The organism is Sphingomonas sp. Root720, assembly GCF_001428605.1.
Taxonomy (GTDB): Bacteria; Pseudomonadota; Alphaproteobacteria; order Sphingomonadales; family Sphingomonadaceae; genus Rhizorhabdus.
On sequence record NZ_LMID01000001.1, the window covers coordinates 1063312 to 1086007 of the forward strand.

At 65.9% G+C, this 22696-nt stretch carries 19 protein-coding genes; 8 read left to right on the forward strand and 11 right to left on the reverse strand.

All coding sequences use genetic code 11. From position 1 onward, the window contains the following. Positions 1 to 142: 142 nt before the first annotated feature. The 3 genes from ASE22_RS04935 to ASE22_RS04945 form a co-directional block, all read right to left on the reverse strand. Positions 143 to 775 carry a hypothetical protein gene (locus ASE22_RS04935; protein ID WP_235536493.1) on the reverse strand — a complete coding sequence of 211 codons (633 nt, stop codon included), beginning with the start codon at positions 773 to 775 and terminating at the stop codon, positions 143 to 145. Between the two features lie 121 nt (positions 776 to 896). Then, positions 897 to 1604, reverse strand: coding sequence for an N-formylglutamate amidohydrolase (locus ASE22_RS04940; RefSeq protein WP_056355713.1), 708 nt, complete (start codon positions 1602 to 1604; stop codon positions 897 to 899). After that, positions 1601 to 2350: an enoyl-CoA hydratase/isomerase family protein gene (locus ASE22_RS04945; RefSeq protein ID WP_056355715.1), complete on the reverse strand. Its 750-nt coding sequence runs from the start codon at positions 2348 to 2350 to the stop codon at positions 1601 to 1603. Before ASE22_RS04945 ends, ASE22_RS04940 begins: the two co-directional genes overlap by 4 nt. A 53-nt stretch (positions 2351 to 2403) precedes the next feature. Here ASE22_RS04945 and ASE22_RS04950 point away from each other — a divergent pair, with 53 nt between their 5' ends. From ASE22_RS04950 to ASE22_RS04970, 5 genes are all read left to right on the forward strand, one after another. After that, on the forward strand, positions 2404 to 4296 hold the full coding sequence (locus ASE22_RS04950; protein ID WP_235536492.1) for a DUF885 domain-containing protein: 1893 nt from the start codon (positions 2404 to 2406) through the stop codon (positions 4294 to 4296). A 147-nt stretch (positions 4297 to 4443) separates the two neighbouring features. Further along, on the forward strand, positions 4444 to 5424 hold the full coding sequence (locus ASE22_RS04955) for a dipeptide epimerase (protein ID WP_056355719.1): 981 nt from the start codon (positions 4444 to 4446) through the stop codon (positions 5422 to 5424). A gap of 49 nt (positions 5425 to 5473) precedes the next feature. Then, positions 5474 to 6169: a helix-turn-helix domain-containing protein gene (locus ASE22_RS04960; protein WP_162248258.1), complete on the forward strand. Its 696-nt coding sequence runs from the start codon at positions 5474 to 5476 to the stop codon at positions 6167 to 6169. 142 nt (positions 6170 to 6311) lie between these two features. After that, positions 6312 to 8513: a TonB-dependent receptor gene (locus ASE22_RS04965; RefSeq protein WP_056601675.1), complete on the forward strand. Its 2202-nt coding sequence runs from the start codon at positions 6312 to 6314 to the stop codon at positions 8511 to 8513. Between the two features lie 41 nt (positions 8514 to 8554). Then, a complete protein-coding gene (locus ASE22_RS04970; protein WP_082545669.1) occupies positions 8555 to 10144 on the forward strand; it encodes a serine hydrolase domain-containing protein in 1590 nt (529 codons plus the stop codon). On the opposite strand, the gene ASE22_RS04975 is transcribed toward ASE22_RS04970, so the two are convergent. From ASE22_RS04975 to ASE22_RS05010, 8 genes are all read right to left on the reverse strand, one after another. Beyond that, complete coding sequence (locus ASE22_RS04975) at positions 10145 to 11770, reverse strand: long-chain fatty acid--CoA ligase (RefSeq protein ID WP_200933230.1); 1626 nt, start codon at positions 11768 to 11770, stop codon at positions 10145 to 10147. A gap of 16 nt (positions 11771 to 11786) precedes the next feature. Continuing rightward, positions 11787 to 12182 carry a hypothetical protein gene (locus ASE22_RS04980; RefSeq protein ID WP_056355726.1) on the reverse strand — a complete coding sequence of 132 codons (396 nt, stop codon included), beginning with the start codon at positions 12180 to 12182 and terminating at the stop codon, positions 11787 to 11789. A gap of 12 nt (positions 12183 to 12194) precedes the next feature. Then, a complete protein-coding gene (locus tag ASE22_RS04985; protein ID WP_056355729.1) occupies positions 12195 to 13151 on the reverse strand; it encodes a fumarylacetoacetate hydrolase family protein in 957 nt (318 codons plus the stop codon). Positions 13152 to 13172: 21 nt separating this feature from the next. Beyond that, positions 13173 to 13886 carry a dienelactone hydrolase family protein gene (locus ASE22_RS04990; RefSeq protein WP_056355731.1) on the reverse strand — a complete coding sequence of 238 codons (714 nt, stop codon included), beginning with the start codon at positions 13884 to 13886 and terminating at the stop codon, positions 13173 to 13175. 44 nt (positions 13887 to 13930) lie between these two features. After that, positions 13931 to 15427 (reverse strand): flavin-containing monooxygenase, encoded by a 1497-nt coding sequence (locus ASE22_RS04995; protein WP_056355734.1) that lies wholly within the window; start codon positions 15425 to 15427, stop codon positions 13931 to 13933. A 2-nt stretch (positions 15428 to 15429) separates the two neighbouring features. Beyond that, on the reverse strand, positions 15430 to 15864 hold the full coding sequence (locus ASE22_RS05000; protein WP_235536491.1) for a c-type cytochrome: 435 nt from the start codon (positions 15862 to 15864) through the stop codon (positions 15430 to 15432). Positions 15865 to 15906: 42 nt separating this feature from the next. Further along, positions 15907 to 17919 carry a carboxypeptidase-like regulatory domain-containing protein gene (locus tag ASE22_RS05005; RefSeq protein ID WP_235537475.1) on the reverse strand — a complete coding sequence of 671 codons (2013 nt, stop codon included), beginning with the start codon at positions 17917 to 17919 and terminating at the stop codon, positions 15907 to 15909. Positions 17920 to 18060: 141 nt separating this feature from the next. Then, the gene (locus ASE22_RS05010; protein WP_056355737.1) at positions 18061 to 20364 is read right to left on the reverse strand and encodes a TonB-dependent receptor; all 2304 of its coding nucleotides are present in this window, start codon (positions 20362 to 20364) and stop codon (positions 18061 to 18063) included. 135 nt (positions 20365 to 20499) lie between these two features. Here ASE22_RS05010 and ASE22_RS05015 point away from each other — a divergent pair, with 135 nt between their 5' ends. The 3 genes from ASE22_RS05015 to ASE22_RS05030 all read left to right on the forward strand — a co-directional run bounded on the left by ASE22_RS05015 (position 20500) and on the right by ASE22_RS05030 (position 22684). Beyond that, positions 20500 to 20934 (forward strand): nuclear transport factor 2 family protein, encoded by a 435-nt coding sequence (locus ASE22_RS05015; protein ID WP_056355740.1) that lies wholly within the window; start codon positions 20500 to 20502, stop codon positions 20932 to 20934. A 39-nt stretch (positions 20935 to 20973) separates the two neighbouring features. Then, complete coding sequence (locus ASE22_RS05020) at positions 20974 to 21795, forward strand: IclR family transcriptional regulator (RefSeq protein WP_056355742.1); 822 nt, start codon at positions 20974 to 20976, stop codon at positions 21793 to 21795. A 469-nt stretch (positions 21796 to 22264) separates the two neighbouring features. Next, complete coding sequence (locus ASE22_RS05030; protein WP_056355746.1) at positions 22265 to 22684, forward strand: MucR family transcriptional regulator; 420 nt, start codon at positions 22265 to 22267, stop codon at positions 22682 to 22684. The last annotated feature ends 12 nt before the right edge of the window (positions 22685 to 22696 follow it).

Genomic DNA, 22696 nt, shown 5'->3' on the forward strand with positions numbered 1-22696 from the left:
ATTTCCTTTCAAAGGATTGGGAACCCGCCGGCACTGTGCTGGCGGAGCTCGAAGCGAGAGAAAGGAAGGATCAGCCTGCGGCATCAAATTCCGCCGCAAGCGACGTTAGCGGGACGAGATGTGGTGCAGAAACCGCAAAAAGTCAAGTCGGAGCGCCCGCTCCGAGGGTCCGGGCGAGCAGTTCGTCGCCGATCGAGCGATAGAATCCGGCGATGGCGGAAATCGTCCGCGACGACAGATGGAGCCGCTTCGCGGCGGCGGCGGGCGGCGGCGGCAGCACATGTTCCTCGCCGTGCGCGATCAGGACATCCTGGCCCATTTCGGCCCGATGCACCTGGCCCTCGCAGTGGCGAAGGCAAGCCCCGACGCGGCCGATCGCCCGCAGCCGCGCCTCGGGACATTGCGCGAGCGCGATCACCGGACGCAGGCGCCGGAGCTTGTTCGGTGTGTTGAACAGGCGGAGCTTCCGGCCATCGGGATCCGGGTAGCCGAGCACCAGCGCGACCTCCCCGATCATGACCGACAGGAACAGGTCGAGCTCGCGGAACCGGTTGCCCACCATGCGGGCATGCACCCCCTGTAGCGGGCGCGGCGCGTCGCCGGAGGCGGCCGCATCGCTGGCCATGAAGCGGCATCCGGCCGATAACGTCGCATGCGCGCGCAGCAGCGCCGCTCGATCTCCCAGCGGCGCCGCGCGGCCGGCGCCGCGACCCGGCGGACCGCCATCGGCTGCCCGCGATACCGGTAGCGGTTGGTTCAAGACATCGATTTCCATGGCCGGCGCTCCTTCACGAGTGGGAGCACGCCGTCTCTCAGTCGTCGGCGCTTGGAAGGCGGTGCCGACGATGGGCTCCCCTAACATGGACATATCGCACCGTCCATGCGGCTGCGCGCGGTCAGGCGGCGGCGGGATCGCCTAGCCGCTCGGCCACGATCGCGATCACCGGGGCAAGCCGTTCGGCCCATGCCGCCACCCCCGCCTCGTCGCCGATCAGGTCCTGCCGCACCTCCAGCCCCAGATAGGGAATGGCGTTGGCCTCGGCATGCATGTTCATCGTCGCATTGAGCACCTTGCCCGAATAGGGTTCGTTGTCCCCCGTCACGATCCCGGCGGCGCGCAGCGCCGCGATACCGAGCGACGCCGCCCGGTCGTCCCGGTTGTAGAGCACCCCGACCTGCCAGGGGCGCGCCTCTCCGGGGCGGGCCGACAGGCGTGGCGTGAAGCTGTGCAGCGAGACGATCAGGCGGGGCCGGTCGGCCGCGATGCGATCGGCGATACCACGGTGATAAGGCCGCCAGAAGCGCTCGATCCGCGCCCGGCGGCCTTCGGCGTCGAGCAGTTCGTTCCCCGCTATGGCGAAGCCGTCGCTTTCGGTCGGGATCAGGCCTTGCGCATGCTCCTCTCGGTTGAGGTCGACGACCAGCCGCGAGACCGGGCCGAAGATGCCGTCCATGCCGAGCCGTCGGCACAGCAGGCGGCCGAGCGGCTCGACGCCGATGTCGATCGCCATGTGCTGGTCGAGCAGCGCCGGATCGATGTCGAGGTCGATGTCGGCGGGAACATGGTTGGACGCGTGGTCGGCGATCAGCAGGATGCCGCTCATGCCTCGAACGCCGGCGCGCGCCGCCCCCGGAATGCCGACAGCCCCTCGCGGAAATCGGCTCCGCCGAAGGCGTCCTCGAACAGCCGGTCGGCGGCTTCGTCCCCGGCCAGGATGCGCTTCAGCCCGGCGACGCTCGACCGTGCATTGGTGGCGATCGCCTCTGCCAGCGCCAGCGCCGCCTTGTCGGCGGACTTCGCCCGCTCCTCGACCAGGCCGATCGCCAGTGCCTCGTCGGCGCCGATCGTCATGCCGGTGGTCAGCAGCCGCGCCGCCTGCCCCGGACCGACCAGCGCCTTGAGACGCGCGACGTCGGCCGCCGGATAGACGATCCCGACCTTGGCAGGGGTGATCGCGAACAGCGCCTTGTCGCCCGCCACGCGCATGTCGCAGGCCATCGCCAGCGCCACTCCGGCGCCGTAGCAGCCGCCGTCGACCACCGCGATCGTCGCGATCGGCAGGCCCGCGATCGCATCGAAGGCGCGCCCCATGTCGATGCGGAAGCGGGTGCGCAGGGCCGGATCGGCCGCCAGCCCGGCGAGGTCGCCGAGGTCCGCACCCGAGGAGAAGATGTTGGGCGCGCCAGACCGGATGATCAGCACACGGGCGCCCGAGGCCGCCGCGCCTTCGGCCGCCCCCGCCAGCGCGGACCACTGGTCGATGGCGATCGAGTTGCGCGAAGCCGGCTTGTCGAGGCTGATCCGCGCGATGCGTCCGCCCGGTGCCTCTATCGAATCGAGGATGAACATCGGCCGACTGTTGCCGCGCCGCCCCGAAAATGTCACCACTGGACGCAGAATCTATGGAATCAACTCGCTACCCCGTCCTCTCGCGCCGCCGCTTCGGGCTCCTGCTCGGCGCATCCGCCATCGCCCCGGTCCTTCCGGCCGCGTTCGCCGCCCCGCCCGCCCCGAGACGCGCGCCACCGAAACGGCCGGGCCCCTGCCCCATTACCACGCCGGTCGACGCGATCGCGCTGAAGCTGCTGCGCCACACGCCCGAGATCGCCACCTATGGCGGCGTCGCGGGATCGGCGGCGGGCGGCCCCTTCGCGCGGTCGATGGACGATTACTCGCCCGAGGGCGAGGAGGCCTGGCGCACCGCGCTGGGCGAGGCCGGGATCGCGATCGAGCGGATCGACTGCGAGGATGACCGGCTCGGCCAGCTCAGGCTGAAGATGGCCGCGGCGGTGATAGAGAATGGCACGCGCAGCGCCGCCATCGGCTATGGCCGGCCCAACCCCTTCTGGTTCTCGGGGCACGAGCCCTACATCATCAACCAGATCTCCGGCCCGGTGGTGAACACCCCCAACGTGATGATCGCGCAGCAGCCGCTGTCGTCGCCGATCGAGGTCGACGCCTGGATCGAGAAGCTCGACGGCTTCGCGGAAGGCTTTGCCGGGGTCGTCGAGAAGTCGAAGGCCGACGAGGCGCTGGGCTGCATCCCGCCGCGCGCGCTGCTCGAAAAGACGCTGCCGGTGGTCGAGAACTTCCTGGCCGGCCCGGCCGACCGGCATCCGATGATCGTCGCGCTGCGCGAGCGGATGGCTACCGCCGGGCTCGACGCGCGCACGCGTGCCGCCGCCGAGCTGCGCGCGACCGCCGCGCTGGAGAAGCGCGCCCGCCCCGCCTTCGGCAAGCTGCGCGCGCGGCTGCGCGACATGCTGCCTTACGGGCGCGAGGAGGCCGGCGTCTGGGCCCAGCCCGACGGCGAGGCGCTCTACGCCGCCAATGTCCACTCGGTCGGCGACAGCGACCAGTCCCCCGAGGAGATCCACAAGATCGGGCTCGACCAGGTCAGGCTCGTCACCGGGCGGATCGACGCGCGGCTCCGCCAACTCGGCTTCGGCAGGGGCTCGCTGCGCGATCGGCTCGACGCGCTCGCCGCCGATCCGCGGCAACGCTTTCCCGATACGCCGGCCGGGCGCGAGCAGGTGCTCGACTATCTGCGCAAGCTGGTCGCCGGGATGGAAGCACGCCAGCATCAGTTCCTGCCGCGCGCGATGATCCCCAGCCAGCGGCTCGAAATCCGCGCGGTGCCGCCCGCGACGCAGGATTCGGCGCCGGGCGGCTATTATGACGGCCCCTCGCTCGACGGATCGCGGCCCGGCATATACTGGATCAACCTGCGCGACATGGCCGGGGTGCACCGCTACAGCCTGCCCACGCTCAGCTATCACGAAGGCGTGTCCGGCCATCATACCCAGGGCGCGACCCTGCTCGCCCTTCCCCAGGCGCCGCTGATGCTGCGCATCGCCAGCTTCAACGCCTATCAGGAAGGCTGGGCCCTCTATGCCGAGCGGCTGGCGGCGGAGATGGGACTCTACGCGCAGGACCCGGCAGGCGATGTCGGGCGGCTGGCCGACGACCTGTTCCGCTGCGTGCGCCTCGTCGTCGACACCGGGCTCCACCAGCTCCGCTGGAGCCGCGAGAAGGCGATCGCCTATATGCAGGCGAACAGCGGATCGCCGATGAGCGAGATTGTCGCGGAGATCGAGCGCTACATGGCCTGGCCCGGCCAGGCGCTCGGCTACAAGCTCGGCCAGCTCCGCCTGCTGGCGATGCGCGACAGGCTGAAGATGCGGATGGGCAAGCGCTTCGATCTGCGCCAGTTCCACGCGCTGGTCCTCGGCAACGGCGCGATGCCGCTCGACCTGCTGGAAACGGTGGTGCTGCCGCCGCTCCGAAAGGGCTGAACCGCGGCCGAGGCCACCCCGCGGGCTTCGCTCCACGCAGATGGGCATGCTTTCCTCCGCCCACTGAAAATTCGCACATTTTGAATTCGCTTGAAATCCCGACGTCCTCAGATATTGCATTTTATGCAAATTTTAGGGGTGCATCGCATGCGCGTTGTCGCGGAGAAGAAGTTCGTCGGCCTGAAGCAGCCGGTGCGGGTTGCGTTCGGCATCATTGCCGGGCTCGACACGATCGAGGTCGGCATCGAACGCGACGGCGTGGTGGGGCGCGGTGAATGCTGTCCCATGGCCATCTACGGCCAGACGCCCGAATCGACCCTGGCCGAGATCGCGGCGATCGCGCCCGCGATCGAGCGCGGAGAGATCGACCGCACCGCGTTGCAAAGCGCGCTGCCCGCCCGCGCGGCGCGCAATGCGCTCGACTGCGCCTTCTGGGACCTCGAGGCCAAGACCTCCGGCCGCTCGGTGTGGGAACTCGCCGCGCTCGACCGTCCGGCGACGGTCGCCTCCGACGTCACCATCGGCATTTCCTCTCCGGCGGAGACGTATCGCATCGCCGCGGACCTCGACGCGCCGGCGATGATCAAGCTCAAGCTGGGCGGCGAGCAGGATCTCGACTGCCTGCGGGCGGTTCGGGCGGCCCGGCCGGACACGCCATTGTTCGTCGACGTCAATGCAGGCTGGACGCTCGCACAACTGAACGAACTGGCGCCGGCGCTGGCCGAGGCCGGCGTGTTCATGATCGAGCAGCCGCTGCCGCCCGGCGACGATGCCCTGCTCGACGGCTACAGCCGCGTCCTGCCGCTATGCGCCGACGAATCCTGCCACGACCGATCCGACCTCGCGCGGCTGCGGGGCCGCTTCGACTATATCAACATCAAGCTCGACAAGGCCGGCGGCCTCACCGAAGCGCTGGCCCTGGCCGAAGCGGGGCGCGAGCAGGGCTTTCGCCTGATGGTCGGCTGCATGCTCGCGACGGGCCTCGCCATGGCGCCGGCCTATATGGTCGCGTCGCTCTGCGAGGTCGTCGATCTGGATGCGCCGCTGATCGTCAAGCTCGCCGCGCATGCCGGCGTTCGCCATGACGGCCGGCTCCTCCACGGGTTCGATCCCGATCTCTGGGGGTGAAGCGATGACCTCGCTAGCAAAGCGCCGGCCGGCGCGTTACGCAGCGACGATGGCCAAGGAAGCGGCGAACATGTCCGGCGCACCGATACCCGACACGATCGGCGCGCATGTGCGCAAGCTCCGCAAGCGTCAGAAGATGACGCTGGAACGCCTGTCCGAGTTGACCGGTATTTCGGTTTCGTCGCTGTCCCGGATCGAGAACACCCAGCTCGGCATGACGATCGAGAAGGTCGAGCTGCTCTCCAGGGCCTTCGGCGTCTCGCCCGAGGACATGGTGTCGCGCAGCCTCGGCGACGGCGCGCCGCCGTCGGCCGCGACCCGCCCGCACAAGGCCCCTCCGCGGCTGATCGTCGACCGCGAGCGGCAGCGGCTGGAGCGTCAGGATCGCGAGATAGCGACCAGATATCTGTTCGAGGACAGCGCCAATCGGTCGCTCGAATGCATGCGCTGCACCATCCAGGCGATCAGCATCTGGGATAGCGAATTCCTCCGCCATCCCGGCGAAAAGATCATCTACGTCATGTCCGGCGATGCCATCGTCTATTGCCAGGGCAAGCCGCCCACCATCCTCGAAGCCGGTGACGCCATCTATATGGACGCCGATGCCTGGCACAGCTTCGTCGCGGTCAACAACCAGCCGGTGGAACTGCTCGTGACCTATTTCCACGGTCCCAATTCTCATCAGGGCCTGCTCGAAACCCAGCGCTTCACCCCGGAAAGCTGGGCGCAGCTGCAAGCCGGCTGACCCGGCCGCCCCTCGTTTCCGCCACCTCCCCGTCCGAAGCACCCATTCCGTATTTTTTGCTTGAAATGCAAAAAATCAGCGATATTGCTATGAGTGCAATTAAGCTGGTCGTGGAACCGGCCGGATACAAAGGGGAAATTGGATGGACCGCTCATCTTTCGGTGCGTCGCGCTTATGGCTGATGGCCGGCACGTCGCTGGCCATGATCGCCACGCCGCTTTGGGCGCAGGAGAGCGTCGATGCGACCGGTGGCTCGGCCGAGATCGTCGTGACCGCGCAGAGGCGGGCCGAGCGACTGATCGATACCCCGCAATCGGTGACCGCGCTTTCGGGCGACGAGCTGACCAAGCTCGGCGCCAAGCAGTTCGTCGATTTCGCCAACACCGTACCCGGCCTCCAATATGTCTCGCAGGGCGCGGGCACCTCGCAGATCAGCATGCGCGGCGTCACCAGCGGTGCCGACGTCTCCTCGACCGTCGGGATCTATGTCGACGAAGTGCCCTATGGGTCGAGCTCGGCCTTCGCCAACGGCGCCCGCCGCGCGCTCGACGTCGGCCTGTTCGATCTCGACCGGGTCGAGGTGCTGCGCGGTCCGCAGGGCACGCTCTATGGCGCAAGCTCGATGGGCGGGGTGCTGAAATATGTCATGCGCAAGCCGTCGCTGACGCAGTTCGAGGGCAAGGCCCAGGCGGGCATCTCGTCGACCGGCCATGGCGGCACCAGCTATGACGGATCGGCCGTGGTCAATGTGCCGCTGGTGCTCGACAAGATCGCGGTGCGGGCGAGCGGCTTCTATTCGCGCGACGGCGGCTATTTCGACAATAGCGCGACGGGCGAGAAGAATGTCGATCGGGGCAAGGTCTATGGTGGTCGCGTAGAGGCGCTGCTGGCGCCGACCGAGGACCTGTCGATCCGCCTTACCGGCTTCGCCCAGAATATCCGTCGCGACGGCAATGCCTATGCGTCGATCAACCTGGACGGCACGCCGGTCGCCGGCTGGCTCGACCAGAGCCATCCGCTCGACGAACCCTTCCGGTCGAACTTCCGCCTCGCCAGCGCGACGATCGACTATGATTTCGGCGCGGCGACGCTGACGTCGGTGACCAGCTATCAGTCGAACAAGACCCATGCGAGCACCGACGGCTCGGCGGTCTATGCGCTCTATCTGCAAATCCTCGCCGGCGTTCCCGCGCAGGCGGTCGCGATCAACGAGCTCGCCCGGACGCGCAAGTTCACCCAGGAAATCCGCCTCGCCTCGCCGACCGGCGGAAAGCTCGAATGGCAGATCGGCGGTTTCTACACCCATGAGAAGAGCCTGCTTCGCCAGGTCGCCGACACCTTCGGCGCCGGACTGGTGCCGCTGCCGAACATCAACGCCGTCACCGCTGCGATCGACAGCAGCTACGAGGAATATGCGGTCTTCGGCGATCTGACCTATCATCTGACCGACAAGTTCGACGTCACCGGGGGTATCCGATACGCCCGCAACAAGCAGAAGTTCACCCAGGATGCTTCGGGCATATTCGTGGTTTCGGCGCCGGGGTCCTCGTCGGACGAGAGCGTCACGACCTATCTCGCCAACGCCCGCTACCGCTTCAGCAGGAATGTGACCGCCTATGCGCGCTTCGCGACCGGCTATCGCCCGGGCGGCCCCAATTTCCGGGTGATCGACCCGGCGACCGGCAACCCGTCGAATCCGACCTTCCGCTCGGATTCGCTCGACAGCTATGAGGCCGGGATCAAGGCGGAGACCGCCGACCGCAGCTTCGGCGTCGATCTGTCCGGCTATTATATCGACTGGAAGGACATCCAGCTGCTGAGCCCGGTCGCCGGCGTGACCAACTTCGCCAACGGCCCCGGCGCCCATATCAAGGGTGCCGAGCTGACGCTGACGGCGCGCCCGGACCGGGGCTTCGTCGCCACCGGGACCTTTGCCTATAATGATGGCAAGCTCACCGAGGCGGTGCCCTTGCTCGGCGCGCGCAAGGGCGAGCGTCTGCCCAACACGCCGCACGTCACCGCCAGCGTGAACGTCGACTATACCGTGTTCGACAGCCCGCTGAAGCCGACCGTCGGCGCAACGCTGCGTTTCGCTTCGGACAGCCGGGTCAGCTTCGACGCCAGTCCGAGCCTGCGCCAGTACCGGCTGCCGAGCTATGAGACGGTCGACCTGCGCGCCGGCCTCTCCTTCGGCCCGGTCGATGCCCAGGTCTACGTGCAGAATCTGTTCGACAGCCTCGGCCAGCTCGCCGGGCAGACCGTCTTGTCGCAGCTCGGCGGTCCGGCGCAGATATTGATCCTGCGTCCCCGCACCATCGGCCTGCGCGTATCGACGCGCTTCTGAACCGCACGGAAGCGCCGCGGGGATTTCCGGTCGCCGCAAACATGAGGAAGCAAGCCATGGTCGCGAAGCTGGACGAGGCCGAGATCGACGCGATCTTCGCCGGGATCGACCAATGTCACCTGCCGGGCGCGGCGGTTGCCATCGCGATCGGCGGCGTGCCCGTCTATCGCAAGGGCTTCGGCCTCGCGACCATGGAATTGCCGGTGCTGCTCGGGCCCGCGATGCGGATGCGGATAGGCTCGACCACCAAGCATTTCACGGCGCTCGCCTTCCTCCTGCTGTGCGAGGAGGGGCGCGCCGGTCTCGACGATCCGATCGGCAGGTACCTGCCCGAGCTTCACGCCGTCAGCCGCAACGTCACCATCCGGCAGCTGATGGGACATACCGGCGGGCTGCGTGACGTCATGGCGCTGTCGATGACGATCAACGGCCCGCGCGCGCCCCTGACCGACACGCAGCTCGTCGCCTGGTACGAGACGATCGACGATGTCGAATTCGAGCCCGGCACGAGCTGGCGCTACAATAATGGCGGCTATGTCCTGCTGACCGCGGCAATCGAGCGCATCGCCGGCGAAAGCCTCGACGCGCTGCTTCGAAAGCGGATCTTCGAACCGCTGGGCATGTACGATACCTTGCTGCGTCGCTGGGACACGGATTTCGTGCCCAACAGCGCCACCCTGCACTTCCGGTCGCCCGATGGCCGCTTCTCGCGCGATGCCATGGGCATGGAGGTCAGCGGCGCGGGCGGCCTGGTCTCGACGATGGACGACATGCTGCGCTGGCTCCGCCACATGGACGCGCCGGTCGTCGGATCGGCGGACAGCTGGCGGCTGATGCGCAATCCCCATCGCCTCGGCAACGGCACGTCGACAGGCTATGGCCTCGGTCTGATCATGGGCGACTATCGCGGCGTCGCGACGGTGTCGCATGGCGGCGGCGTCGTCGCGGGCAATTCGCAGATGATCAAGGTGCCGGCGGCCGGCCTGGACATCTCGATCGCCGTCAATCGCGCCGATGTCAGCGGCGCCGATCTCGCCAACCGGATCATCGATGCTTGCGTCGACGGCCTCGCGCCGCGGCACGACCTGCCGTTCGACAAGCACAGCGCCGTCTTCGTCTCCCAGCGCGACGGCCGCGTCGTCGAACTGGCCGCGCACGGCGACATGCAGTTGCTCGCGATCGACAACGGCCCCCCGCTTCCGGTCACCGCCGACGAGGCGGGCGCGTTGCGCCTGCCCGAGATCATGTCCTTCATTCTCCAGTCGGCCGCACTCGATGGCGACGGGTTACGCTTCACCGACTTCGGCGACGAGGATCGGCTCGACCCGGTCGATGCGGACGCCGGTGCCGAAATCGACGACCGGCTCGGCGACTATGTCGCTCCCGCGGTCGATGCCCGTGCGAGGATCGCCCTCGTCGACGGCGAGGCCCGGTTGAGGATGACCGGGCCTCTCGGTGCGACCGATTATGTGCTGCAGCCGATCAACGCGGCGATCTGGAAAGCCGTCCCGACGGGCCCTTTCGCGATGTTTTCGGGGGTCCTGGTCTTCATGCGCGATGAAGACGTCTTCACCTTCGCTTGCGGGGGGACGAGACGGGTTCGCTTTACCAAGCTGAAGTGCGCCGCCTGATCAGTCCGCCAGACAATTCGCATATCGCTCGCGAAGGTCCTTCTTTGCGACCTTGCCGGTTGCCGTGAGCGGTATCGCATCGAAAATGATCCGATCGGGCATCCACCATTTGACGACGATATCGGCCAGATGGCTCATGATCCTGTCCTCGGAGACTTTTTCTCCCGCATGGGTTTCCACGACGAGCACGGGCCGCTCTTCCCACTTGGGGTGAAACGCGCCGATCACCGCGGCGATCTTCACGCCTGGACAAGCCATAGCCGCATTCTCGAGATCTATCGAACTGACCCATTCGCCACCGGACTTGATCACGTCCTTGCTACGATCGGTTATCCGCATGAAGCCATCCGCGTCGATCGTCGCGATGTCGCCCGTATCGAACCAGCCATCCTGGTCGACCGCGCTCGCCCCGCTTTTGAAATAGCGTTCGACCGTCCACGGACCCCGGACGTACAGGGCACCCGGGCTCTGGCCGTCATGAGGGAGTTCGCATCCCTCCTCGTCGACGATGCGCAACTCGATGCCGAACTGAAGCCGGCCCTGCCTGGTCCAGATGATCTCATCGCGCTCGTCGGGGCCATGAGCTTCGATTGCGGGCGTAGCCGATGCCACCACGCCCAAAGGGCTGGTTTCGGTCATGCCCCACAATTGGCGAACCTCGACGCCATGGCTTCGGAACGCGTCTGCCATCGCGCGTGGCACGGCCGAGCCGCCGATGACGATCCGATTGAGTCGGCCCGTGTCCTGCCGCGATTGCCGCAAATGCTCGAGATACATCGTCCAGATCGTTGGCACGCCTCCCGAAAAGGTCACGCCCTCGGCCTGGATCAGCTCCTGCAGGCTGGCACCATCCATCCGGTCGCCCGGCAAGACGATCTTGCAGCCATTGATCGCCGCGGCGAACGGCAGGCCCCATGCGGTAGCGTGATACAGGGACTGGCACGGCATCACGCAATCGAAGGCCGAGAAACCCAGCGCGCCGGAAAGCCCCGCGGCATAGGCGTGCATTACGATCGAGCGATGGCTGTAAAGCACACCCTTCGGGTCGCCCGTCGTTCCCGACGTGTAGCAGAGAAATGCTCCGGACCGCTCCGTCAGCCACGGCCACTCGATGGCCTTCGGCTGAACCCGCAGCAGGGTTTCATAAGATCGAGCGGCGATCGCCGCGTCAGTGCGGCATCCGAGCAGGATGACCGTCTCTATGGCGGTCAGCCGCGGAAGCAGTCTTGCGACGAGATCGACGAAGCTTTCGTCGATCAGGAGGATGCGGCTACCGGCATGGTTGATCGTATAGGCGATATGCTCGTCGCTGAGCCGGGGATTGGCGGTGTGAAGAACGGCGCCTATCCCGGGAACCGCGTAGAACAGCTCGAGGTGACGATGAGTGTTCCATGCCAGCGAACTCACGAAGTCGCCGGGCGTGATGCCCAGCGATTGCAGCATGTTCGCCACCTGGGCAGCCCGATCGGCGAGCGTGCGATTGTCATAGCGGAAAATCGACCCATCGGCCTGACGCGAGACGATCTCGCGTTCGGGATGCGCGGTTGCGCTGTAACGGAGCAAGGCACTGATCTGCAGAGGATGATCCTGCATCAGACCTGGTGTCGGACTGTCGATGATCTGCATTCTGGTCCTCCTCCGGTCACCCGGTCCTTCCAAAGCAGCGCGGGATGGCGTCGCGCAGCAAATCCCTCTCCCGCATACCGCAGGCGTGAGCGGGCCCGTTCACATGGGACAGCCAACCGCACAGGAAACCGTCCTCGGCGTCGCCGATCCGCGCCGATATGTGCGCGACGGCGCCCGCCGCCAGTCCATGCCGTTCGAGCACGGCCAGCGAGACGATGCCGGCGAGGTCCTTGCCCACCCCCGCATCGTTGAAGAACACGCCGCGTAAGGGGTAGCGCAACGCATAGTCGACGACGCTGGCCCCGCCATGCGATCCGGAAACGACGACGGCATCGCGGTCGCATGCGCTCACCTCGGTGATCGAGCTGAGCAGGACGAGGTGAACACCGTGAAAATCGATCTCCTGACGCATGTCAGAATGGTCTCACGACCGCCGTTCGGCCTGGCGCACGGTCGTCACCAACGAGCCGATCGCCTCGACATGCAGTTCCACCACGTCACCGGGCGAAAGGCGACGCTGCAGTTCGAAGCCGCAACCTGACAATACGGTGCCCGACGCGATGATCTCCCCGGCATGGAGTTGCCTGTCCCGGCTGAGCATGACGATCGCATCCTCGAACCTGTGATGCATCGAACCGGTACTGCCCTGCGACCAGCGCTCGCCATTCACCGAGGCGGTCATGGTCAGGGCATAGGGATCGGGAACCGCGTCGGCGGTAACGATGCATGGGCCGATCGGATTGCTGTTGTCGAAATCCTTGCCGGCACCGGGGCCGATCTGCCCCGCCATCACCGCCAGCTGCACGTCGCGCGCAGACAGATCGTTGAAGATCGTGTAGCCGAAGATGTGCTCGCGGGCCTGCGCGGGGGATATGTTCCGGCCGTCCTTCCCGACCACGCAGGCCCATTCCAGCTCGAAATCCATCCAGTCGGTTTCACCGGGCCAGATGGCCTCCTGGCCGGTGCCGCACACCGCGGTCGTGTCGCAGTTATAATAGATGATCCGTTCGCTCACGATGGGCGCCAGATGATAGCTGCCCTCGACACCGGGCCCATCGGCTCCGGCCTTTTGCCGCAACATCATTTCGCCGACCGCCTGCAGATGCTCCAGGAAAAGCTGGCAGTCCCGCATCTTGACGGGTCGCGGCAACGGCGCCAGCAGCGCTACGTCGCACAGGCCCAGCACGGCCGTCTCGGGGGCCGCCTCGACGATCGCGCGGGCATGCCGCAAGGCCGGCTCCCCGGCCTCGATCAGCGCCTGCATCGATCCGAAATAGGCCGGCGCTTCGTCGGTCGCCGCCGCAAGGTCCACGACGCTATCGCCGTCGAGCAGCGCGCCGATGCTCTCGGTCCCGCCCCGTTCATAGGTTACCAGCCGCATGCTCTCTCTCCCGAAAGCCGATCAGTTGCCGAAGGCTTCCCGGAGGTGCCGGCCCATCGCCTGCCAGGATCGGTCGTCCGTGCGGCCATGGTAGAAGGCGCCGGTCATCCCCAGCGCGTCGACTGCGGGGCTGGTGAAGCTGTGCGCCGCCCCCGTGTAGGCGATCGTCTGGCAGTCGGCTTGGCAGATTGCCATCTCGTCGAGGAAGGCCACCAATTCGGCTTTGCCCACGAACGGGTCCTCCGCACCATGGCAGACCAGCAGCGAGGCCCCGATCCTCGCCTGGCCTGGGCGAACCGTCGCAAGATTACCGTGGAAGCTGACCCCGGCCAGGTAGCCGGGATAGTTGGCGCGCGCGAGTTCCAGGGTGACGGCGCCGCCGAAACAGAAGCCGATTGCAGCCAGTCGACCGTCGCAGCGGGGATGGCGAGCCAGCGCATCGAGCGCGGCACCCGCGCGGCAGACGATCCGTTCGGGTTCCGCAAGCCATGACTGCACCAGCGGCACGCCTTCCTCGATCGACTGCACCGACCGACCGTGGCCGTACATGTCCGCCGCGAGGCCGATATAGCCGAGCTCGGACGCGAGCCGCTCGGCGCGTCCGATCGTCTGCTCGCTCACCCCACTAAGGTCAGCGAAAACCGCGATTGCCGGGGCCTTGTTCTGCCCTGCGGGCAGCGCGATCCGGCCGTGGCACGACACGTCTCCATCACGATAGTCGAATAGTTCGGTCATCACAGTCTCCGGGCCGGCCTTGAGCGGGCGGCGATGCAGGCGGTTTAGGAAAACAGCTGGAAATCAGAAGCTTGAGGGCCCGCGTCCATCATCTCGACATAGGCGTCGGGGCTTCGGGTCCAGAACTGGAAGTGATTATTCTCATCCAGGAACCAGCTCTTGCAGCCGGACAGCCAGACGGTCCCCTGCGCGCCCGCCGCATTCTCTGCCTTGAACCGCTGCTCAGCCTCCGGCCGGGGCGCCAGGGCGCGTGCGCCGCTGTCCTCGAGCATCTTCAGCAGGCGGATGATATAGCCGGTCTGCAGCTCGGCGCCCGTAATGTAGGACTGATTGCCGAGCGCCGAGAACGGTCCGCCGATCGCGAAGAGATTTGGAAAACCTGCGAAGGAAACCGTCGCGAAGGACGAGATACCGTCCGCCCAGGCCTCGTCGAGCGTGATGCCGTCGATCCCGACCGGATTGATCGAGCGGAAATATTCCTTCGTCTTGAACCCCGTGGCCAGGATGATTGCGTCGGCGCCATGGACCGTGCCGTCCGCGGTGCGGATGCCGTGGGGCTCGATCTGCTCGATCGGACTTGTGACGACATCGCAACGAGGCTGCTGGATGGCTTCATAGAAGCCTTCGGTCATCACGAGCCGCTTGCACATCATCGTGTAGTCGGGCGTCAGCTTCGCCCGCAGATCAGCGTCTTCGACCAGTGCCAGATTGTTGCGGCATTCCTCGAAATAGCGCCGGGTCATCTCGGGATCGCCGGCGGAAAGCGCGCCGAGGTCGCGCTGGCTCTCGGCGATGATGCGGTCATATATCTCGTAGAGCTGTCCGACGTCGCCTCGCAGGCGCCGCTTCTGCTCATCCGAATGCCGTTCCCGCGCGATGGGAAAGACCCATTGCGCCGTCCGCTGAAATATCGTCAGTCCACCGACCTGATCGACGATCGCGGGAACGATCTGCGCCGCCGTCGAGCCCGAGCCGATAAGAGCCACCCGTTTGCCGTGCAGATCCGCATCGTGTCGCCATTTGGCGCTATGCAGGACTTCGCCCTCGAATCGCTCGACCCCGGGCAGGCGGATTTCGTTGGCGACATGCAGGAAGCCGGTGCAAGCGATCACGGCATCGACGACGGTGCTGTCGCCGTCCGCCATGCCCAGATGCCATCCGTCGCCCCGATAGACTGCCGAGACGACCTCCTTGCCGAACTTGATCCGCCAGCTGAGATCGAGCTGCCGGCAGGTATTCTCGAGATATTGCCGGATCTCCTCACCCGGCGCAAAAGATTGGCTCCACTCGGGATTCAGCGCGAACGTGAACGAATAGGCATAGGACGGGATGTCGCAGGCGACGCCCGGATAGACATTTTCGCGCCATGTCCCCCCGACCGACGAGGCCTTCTCGTAGATGGTGAAGTCGGAGATGCCGGCCTGCTCCAACGCATAGGCCATGGCGATGCCGCCGATGCCGGCGCCGATGATCGCGATCCGAAGATCTCCCCTGAGCTTCGCGGACCGGCCGCGTTCGATGACCTCTCGCACGGTGGCCATCGTCAGCGCTCCTGCTCGCGAGTCTTGAGATAGGCGACGATATTGGCACGCACGCCCGCGTCCGCCACGCCGGTGAAGGTCATCTTGTTGCCGGGCACGAAACTGCGCGGCGCTGCCAGGAACCGATCCAGCGACGCGTCGTCCCAGCGGATCTTCGCAAGCCGCAAGGCATCGGAATATCCATATGCGGGATCAATCGACGCGGCGGCGCGCCCGTATACACCGTCCAGCCTGGGGCCGATCTTGGGCGGGGACGTTGCGGACATGCCATGGCACGACGTGCAGCGGGCGAATTGAGCCTGCCCCAGCGTCGCATCGCCGGCGGCATGAGCGGGGCTAGTCATGGAGAGGAGGATGTAGGCGGCCGAGGCGGCCCCCCGGCCATGACGCCATCGGACCTCGGCGAAACTGTTCGGGACGTGACGTGAAAGGTCCATGTTGAAACCGATCCTTGGGTCAGGGTTGTGCGGAGGCGGTCGTCATCGCGCCAGTGGATTGGGGCGGATCTGGAACTTGACGAGGCCGGGGTTGCCGTTGTCTGCGTCCTCGCCGTGCCAGACCGTGATGCTGTTGTAGCTCGCCCAGAGGCCGCCGCCCTTCCAGCCGGCTCCGGGTCGATCGCGCCGCGCGCTGATCTCGCGGGCATAGAAGCCCCGCGGATAGGGAATGCGCATGACGATCGGCGCCTGCGACCGCCTTGAGAGCGCCACGAGCGAGTCCGAATTGCCGCCGCTGACGATCACGCTGTCGCGACCGAGCCCGCTGACGTCGGCATGATCGACGACGAGGCCATAGTTGAAGTCCGCCGTCTCCGAGCTACCGGCAAGGCGCGGACCGGGAAGCCGGCGGAAGCTCCATGCCCCCGGGCATTGCTGCCCGGTCGCGCCCGGACCCGAGCGCACCTGGCATTTCGAGCGGTCGAACTGGGCAATGCCGCCGCTGATCATCGCGACCCAGACCCGCCCGCGGCTGTCGAAATCGACGTTCATCGGCGAATAGCCGGCATAGCTGCCGTCGGGCTGGCGAGGCGGCTCATAATATTCGCTGCGGCAGCTATAGGGTGGCCTGTCGCCCGGAACGAGCCGGACGATCCCGCCGGGAAAGTCGCGGGTCGCGGTGAACCAGATGCTGCCATCCGTCGGATGCGGCCGCGCGCGGAAGACGAAATGGCCGCCGATCCGGGTGTCGCGCCTGGGATCGGATGGTTCGCCGAGCAGGGTCCACTGCCTGGGGTCCAGCTCGGTCACGCGCTGCCGGCGCCCGGCGGTGGGCAGCACGACCGGGCACCAGCCCGTCGCCCGCGCGGCATCGCCGGTGCGATCCCACAGGTCCGGATCGATCCAGGCAAGCACCGTATCGCTGGTGAAGAAAAGCGCCTTGCGCATATCCGGCGCCGCTTTGGCCTGCCGGTCGAGGCACATCGGCACCGAGGCGAAGCGGTCCCGCGCGGGATCGTACATCCGAAGATATTCGACGCGCGGCGCGACGATAAAGTTCTTTCCCGCCGGGTCGATCCATTCCGCCGGGCATTCCGCCTTTAGCGACGGCGCGTCGGCGACGTGCTCCTTGAGGAACTGGGGCCCATAGCTGGGGAACCACACCCGCCCGCGATGATCGAGCGTCACGAGCATCGGATGCCGTCGGCCATCGGGAATATCGAGCAATCGCGCCTTGCCGGTCGCCGGATCGACCATGGTCAGCCGACCGACATGGGGCTCGACGCCAAAGACGGGCCCTCCGGCGTTGAGATCGGGGTGGCGCGGGTTGGTGGCGATCAGATCGTGATTGAAGGTCGGACCGCCCCAGTCCCAGATCGAGATCACGACGTTCCGTTCGATCCCGGACGGCCGCCGCGGCTGCTCGACCGGCAATTCCCCCTGCCCGATCCGGGCGGTCCAATCGGCGTACATCCGCGGGCCCGCCGGACCGAGCGACGCCATCGTGACCTGCATCGCGTTGGCATAGCCCTGGGCGAGGTCCCCCATGGCGGGATCGCCCTTGTCGCGCGCCTGCCGGATCCGCTGATTCCAACCCTCAAAGCTGTTGTCGGCGGGCTCGCGCATCACCGCATTGCCGATCTGATGGCAGACCAGGCAGAATTTGGCCGTGGCGATGAAGCTCTGCCGACGCCCCGCGTCGCCCCCGAAGGCCGGCGCCAGCGGTGGCTTCAGCATCGCGTACCAGTAATTGGCCGGATAGGCCTTCGCGGCGTCGGCCGCGTCGGCCGCCGCACGGGCCAGCAGCGCCACGCGCGCGCCGGGCGACGCGGGCTCCCGGTCGGTGTCGGCCAGTCCATAGCCCCTGGCCCAGACGCGATATCGCGCCTTCGGCATCTCGGGCAGCACGAACCGCCCGCGATCGTCGGTCACCACGATCTTGATGAAGCGGGTGGGAAGATCGGTCGTTTCCGCGATCACCCACACCCCGGCTTCCGCCCCCCCGGGGCCGGACACGGAACCGACGATCGCATCCTGTGCGGTCGCGGGCGCCATGTTGGGCGGTGGGGCGGCTCCGGTCGTCAATACGAACGATGCCGACGCCGTTGCAAGCGCACCGGCCATAGCGGCCACCGGGACAAGTCGTTTCATCGAAAGACCTCTGACGCCGGGCCCGCGGGCCCGGCGTTTGGCTGATCAATATTGGAAGCTGAAGCTGACGCCGTAGCGCGCGGGCATGCCCGCATAGCGGACCACCACGTCGCTGATGCTGTTGGCGGAGTTCCAGTAATATCGGTTGGTCACGTTCTCGCCGAACAGCATGGCCTTCCAGCGGCCGTCAGCGCTCTCGATACCCGCGCTGAGGTCGAGCAAGGTATAGGCGCGGATGGCCACCACCGGCACACCACCGAGCTGGGCGTTGGTGCCGCTGTGATAGGTCAGATGCCCGCCGACGAAGGCCGACAGGCCGTTGCTGACCGGCCAGGCATAGCGCGCGTCCGCCACCCCCTGCCATTTCGGCGTGTACGGCAGGCGGGACCCATCGAAATTCCGCCGAAGCCCGAACACGTCGAGACCGATGAAATCGTCGACCCGCGTGTGCAGATAGGTGCCCGAGAAATCGAGATCGAGCCCCCGCGTCGGGCGCATGTGCACCTGCCCCTCGACCCCCTCGATCTTCGACTTCGGTACGTTGACGAGCGCCTGGACGGTTCGCAGGACCGGATCGGGAATGATCCCGCGCACCTGCTTGTCGGTGTAGTCCATGCGGAAGATCGCGCCGTTCCACTGGATCTTCCGATCCCATAGCGGCACCTTGAAGCCCGCCTCATAGGCGACGACTTTTTCCTGCGACACCGGGGTGAACTGGGTCAGCGTTGCGGCCGTGGTCGTCGGGAAGCCGCCCGCCTTATAGCCTTGGCTGACATTGGCATAGAGGAGCAGACCGCCCTCCCCCTTCCAACTCAGGCCCGCGCGCCAGGATATGTTGTCCTGGTTGAAGGTGGTGACGAGGCGTGCGGGATCGAGGTTGGCGTCTAGGCTGGTGCATTCGCCGGGCGCGATCGGCACAACGGGCGATGCACCCCGTTTCAGCGCGGTCTGCAAGGCGACGAACGCGGCCGCGAACCTGCCGTCGCCCACATCGCCGCTGCAGCCGTCGAAGCTTCGGTCGGCCTTGGTGTAACGCGCGCCGCCCTGAAGGCTCAGGCCGGGCAGGATCTCATATTCGACATTGCCGAACAGGGCATATGTCTTGGCGATCTGGACGTTGTTTGCCTGGGCGCCGTTATACCGGACGCCCGCGATCTTCCCGCCGGTCGAGTCCCCAAGGAAGGAGGTCAGCCGCTCGTAAATGCGGTCGCGCTCGTAATTGCCACCGAACACCCAGGTAAGCGCGTCTGTGGTTCCCGACAGGCGCAGCTCCTGGAACAAGGATTTGATGCTGCCGACATCGAGGCTGTCGATGATGTTGAGCGTCGAACCGTCCTGATCGATCGGCGCATAGCGCGAATAGTCCGCGTAGCTCGTGATCGAGGTGAGCGATATGTCGGACGACAGCTCGTAACCCAGCCGCAGCGAGGCCTGCCAGAGCGAGTTGTCGTTCTTGAGGCTGCGACCGGCATTCCAGTCCGCCGCGCGATCGTTCGCTGGCGAGAGCGGATAGAGGAAGGTCCCCGGGACGTCGGGAATATTGGCCGGCGTCTTGGGTATCAGTGCGACCAGTTGCGGCGCCTGGTTGTCCGATCGGTCGCGCCAGCCGTTGACGTTCAGCTGCGCCGTGAACGCCGCGGACGGCGCCCACTCGACGATCGCACGGCCGACCAGGAGGTCCTTGGCGCCCAGGCTGTCGCGCCGGGTATAACTGCGCTGCCAGCCCCCACCCTGATCGGTCCGCGCGGCGACGCGAACCCGAAGCGTATCGCTGATCGGTCCGGTGACATGACCCTCTAATTCCACCTCGCCGAAGCGGTGATAGCTCGCCCGCATGCCCGCGCCGAAGTCGGCCGTGGGCCTGGCCGCGACATAGTTGATCGCGCCGCCCGTCGAATTGCGCCCGAACAGGATACCCTGGGGGCCCTTAAGGACCTCGACGCGCTCTAGGTCGAGCCCGGCGCCGATCGTCATCGCCGAATAAGGAAGGCTGACCTCGTCGACATAGACCGACACCGCCGGATCGGCCGCGAGCGAAGATTCGAAATAGCCGACGCCGCGCAGGATGTAGACCGGCGTCTGATAGCCGCTGACGGTGTAGCTGAAGCCCGGCACGCTCTTTTCGAGGTCGCCCGGCTTGACGATACCCTTGTCGGCCAGATCCTTGCCGCTCAGCGCGCTGATCGACATCGGGACCTCGTTGACCCGCTGCTCGCGCTTCTGCGCGGTCACGACGATCTCGACGGAGTCCTCCGCACCCGTTTCGGCCGCCCAAGCCTTCGCGGGACAGATCAGAGCAGCGGCGATCGCGACGCTCGATATCCCGATATATTTCCGATCGTCCCGCATTACCCCCTCCACCTAATGTTCCTATGCCCGATATTTTTATAGATATATCGGTACATATATGTGCATATCACAGTGCATCTGCAATAATCGTTTCATAAGATGAGATGGCATTTCAGTCAATGGGATTTGTGAACGATGTGGGGCGAGGCGAACGTTGGCGATCAAATCGAGCGGGACATCACCGCTCTCATTCACCGCTTCTATTGGCTGGTGGACCACGGCCGGGCCGCGGAAACGGCCGAGATGTTCACCGGGAATGCCCGGTTGATCTATGGCGAGGGCGCCCCCACCCCTGGAGAGCTGCGAGGCGAGGCGATCGGCATCGCGATGCGCCGGCGACAGGAAACGCCGAGGCTGATCACTCGTCATCTCGTCTCCAATCTCCAGCTGACGAGGCAGGAGGACGACAGAGTCGATTCGCTGCTGCTGCTAACGGTCTTTCGGTCGGAAGAGCCGTCGCGAAATCCCGTTCCACATACGGTTGCGGACGTGGAGGAAAGCTATGTGCGCCAAGCTGGGCGCTGGCACATCGAAAGAAGGACCATTAATCCGGTCTTCATACGAACCTGACCGCAACCTGTAACCAGATACCCTGAAGGCATCGATAGAATGACAACCAAATCGTCCGGCGCAGGACAAGGCATCGAACGCGTGGCCGCAATCCTACGTGCCGTGGCAGCCCACAACTCGAACGGCGCGAGGCTCGTCGATGTCGAAAACGCCACCGGGCTCAGCAAGTCGACGGTGCACCGGCTGCTGAGTAGCCTCGCTGCGCAGGGCCTGGTCGAGCAGGGCGACGAGGGCAGCGCTTTTTTCCTCAGTTTCGACCTGCTGCAGCTCGGTGCAGCCGCCGCCAATCGCTACGGCGTCGTGGACGTGGCGCGCCCGCATCTCGAACGACTCGCCGAGCGAGTCGGCGACACCGTCATCCTGTCGATCGCCGCCGGTACCGACTGCGTCGTGATCGACAGGGCGGAAGGCGATTTCCCCGTGCAGATCAACTCTCCATGGCTAGGCGAGCGCCGTCCGCTCGGCATTGGCGCGGGAAGTCTGGCCATTCTGGCGGCCATGCCCGACGACATGGTCGACGAAACATTGCGCGCGAACCGCGAAGGCTATGCCCGTTTCCCCAATATCGACCAGGCAACCGTCCGGGGCCTGATCCCGGCGGCCCGGGAGGACGGGTATGTGTTCAATGACGGTATTTTCATCCCGGGCATGTGCACGCTGGGCTGCGCTGCGATCGCTTCCAATGGAAAGCCGCTCGCCGCACTCAGCATAACCGCCATCCGTGAACGCATGGAAGAGCCACGCCGGGCGCAGCTCATTCGCTGGCTTCGAGAGGAAGCCGCTTTGCTGGCCGAACATCTCCAGCCTCTTTACAACGCCAAGTTGCGCAGATCTCTGAAGGTGGCAGGCGTCAAGGTTTGAAGCGGCTGGCCGATGCCGACGATCGGTTGATCGACCACCTCATGCTGCCGCGGGGGCTGCGGTCAGAATTGCGGTCGCCCTGCCTCATGGTCCGCCTCCAGGAATATATCGTCCGTCGCCGCCCGAACGACGCTGGGCAGGTTTTCCACCGCGAGCTTGTCCATCTTCGCGAACGTTCCGCCTGCGGTCTCTCGTGACCGACGAACAACGTCATGCCTTCGAGCGACGCGGACATATAAAGCGCGAGATCCTGCGCCGTCTCGTCGGAGACGGATATGTTGATCGACGTGATGATCCGCTCGAACACGGCCCGCTGGGCCGAACATGTCTGGCCGAGACGGTAGGTCCTGAAGGTTGGTCCCGCAGCCCGCTCGGGACTCCTATCTATGGAGTTTCCGCGAGCGCCATTCCCGGTTAGGATCGCCCATCCAAAGACAAATATGCGAGGTGCCCCGTGGCAGATGAAGTTATGCTGGAACTCACCGCGGATATCGTCGCGTCGCACCTGGCCAACAATATGGTCGCCGTCGGCGACGTCGCCGACCTTATCAAGAAGGTTCATTCGACGCTGACGAAGCTGGGCCAGCCAGCGGCGGATCCCGTCGAGGAACTCAAGCCTGCGGTTCCGATCCGGTCTTCGATCAAACCGGATTATCTGGTCAGCTTGGAATCCGGCAAGAAGGTGAAGATGCTCAAGCGCTACCTTCAGACCAGCTATGGGATGACCCCCGACGATTACCGGAAAAAATGGGGGCTGCCGGCGGACTATCCGATGGTCGCCCCTAATTACGCAGCGACCCGCCGCGAGTTGGCTATCAAGGCCGGCCTGGGACGCGCAAAGGCAGCGGCCGCCCCCGTCCGAGCGAAGAGGCGCAAAAGGGACGCCTGATCCGCCCGCGCA

What these genes read in the sequence shown, in the direction of transcription:
- ASE22_RS04935 (WP_235536493.1), bottom strand. Translation starts at nt 775, where the DNA reads ATGGAAATCGATGTCTTGAACCAACCGCTACCGGTATCGCGGGCAGCC.
- ASE22_RS04940 (WP_056355713.1), bottom strand. Translation starts at nt 1,604, where the DNA reads ATGAGCGGCATCCTGCTGATCGCCGACCACGCGTCCAACCATGTTCCC.
- ASE22_RS04945 (WP_056355715.1), bottom strand. Translation starts at nt 2,350, where the DNA reads ATGTTCATCCTCGATTCGATAGAGGCACCGGGCGGACGCATCGCGCGG.
- ASE22_RS04950 (WP_235536492.1), top strand. Translation starts at nt 2,404, where the DNA reads ATGGAATCAACTCGCTACCCCGTCCTCTCGCGCCGCCGCTTCGGGCTC.
- ASE22_RS04955 (WP_056355719.1), top strand. Translation starts at nt 4,444, where the DNA reads ATGCGCGTTGTCGCGGAGAAGAAGTTCGTCGGCCTGAAGCAGCCGGTG.
- ASE22_RS04960 (WP_162248258.1), top strand. Translation starts at nt 5,474, where the DNA reads ATGGCCAAGGAAGCGGCGAACATGTCCGGCGCACCGATACCCGACACG.
- ASE22_RS04965 (WP_056601675.1), top strand. Translation starts at nt 6,312, where the DNA reads ATGGACCGCTCATCTTTCGGTGCGTCGCGCTTATGGCTGATGGCCGGC.
- ASE22_RS04970 (WP_082545669.1), top strand. Translation starts at nt 8,555, where the DNA reads ATGAGGAAGCAAGCCATGGTCGCGAAGCTGGACGAGGCCGAGATCGAC.
- ASE22_RS04975 (WP_200933230.1), bottom strand. Translation starts at nt 11,770, where the DNA reads ATGCAGATCATCGACAGTCCGACACCAGGTCTGATGCAGGATCATCCT.
- ASE22_RS04980 (WP_056355726.1), bottom strand. Translation starts at nt 12,182, where the DNA reads ATGCGTCAGGAGATCGATTTTCACGGTGTTCACCTCGTCCTGCTCAGC.
- ASE22_RS04985 (WP_056355729.1), bottom strand. Translation starts at nt 13,151, where the DNA reads ATGCGGCTGGTAACCTATGAACGGGGCGGGACCGAGAGCATCGGCGCG.
- ASE22_RS04990 (WP_056355731.1), bottom strand. Translation starts at nt 13,886, where the DNA reads ATGACCGAACTATTCGACTATCGTGATGGAGACGTGTCGTGCCACGGC.
- ASE22_RS04995 (WP_056355734.1), bottom strand. Translation starts at nt 15,427, where the DNA reads ATGGCCACCGTGCGAGAGGTCATCGAACGCGGCCGGTCCGCGAAGCTC.
- ASE22_RS05000 (WP_235536491.1), bottom strand. Translation starts at nt 15,864, where the DNA reads ATGGACCTTTCACGTCACGTCCCGAACAGTTTCGCCGAGGTCCGATGG.
- ASE22_RS05005 (WP_235537475.1), bottom strand. Translation starts at nt 17,919, where the DNA reads ATGGCGCCCGCGACCGCACAGGATGCGATCGTCGGTTCCGTGTCCGGC.
- ASE22_RS05010 (WP_056355737.1), bottom strand. Translation starts at nt 20,364, where the DNA reads ATGCGGGACGATCGGAAATATATCGGGATATCGAGCGTCGCGATCGCC.
- ASE22_RS05015 (WP_056355740.1), top strand. Translation starts at nt 20,500, where the DNA reads ATGTGGGGCGAGGCGAACGTTGGCGATCAAATCGAGCGGGACATCACC.
- ASE22_RS05020 (WP_056355742.1), top strand. Translation starts at nt 20,974, where the DNA reads ATGACAACCAAATCGTCCGGCGCAGGACAAGGCATCGAACGCGTGGCC.
- ASE22_RS05030 (WP_056355746.1), top strand. Translation starts at nt 22,265, where the DNA reads ATGCTGGAACTCACCGCGGATATCGTCGCGTCGCACCTGGCCAACAAT.